Annotated in this window: 1 pseudogene; it reads right to left on the bottom strand. The window is 62.3% G+C overall.

Annotation, left to right across the window (positions count from 1 at the left end):
* A pseudogene (secA, locus tag QMX86_RS28260) lies at window positions 1-281 on the bottom strand (preprotein translocase subunit SecA); the annotation flags it as partial.

Below are 281 nucleotides of genomic sequence, written 5' to 3'. Positions count from 1 at the left end.
ATCGACCTCTTCACCCAACGCTTCCGGCTGATCCAGCCCAGGCGCTTCGGCGTGTTCGAACTGCATGCGCGCCGCCAGTGCTTCGGCTTCCTGACGCAGGCGTTGCTCTTCGGCTTCCGGCTCTTCGCGACGCACCTGAACGTGCGAGAGCACGCGGATCGAGGCGCGCTTGATCGAATCGAGCAGCTCGGAGAACAGCGTGAACGACTCGCGCTTGTATTCCTGCTTCGGGTTCTTCTGCGCATAGCCACGCAGGTGAATGCCGTGACGCAGGTGATCCA

Source organism: Pseudomonas sp. PS01270, assembly GCF_029959775.1.
In the GTDB taxonomy this organism is placed as follows: Bacteria; Pseudomonadota; Gammaproteobacteria; order Pseudomonadales; family Pseudomonadaceae; genus Aquipseudomonas; species Aquipseudomonas atacamensis.
Note: the sequence above shows the minus strand (reverse complement) of the source record. Positions and strands in the feature narration are given on the sequence as shown.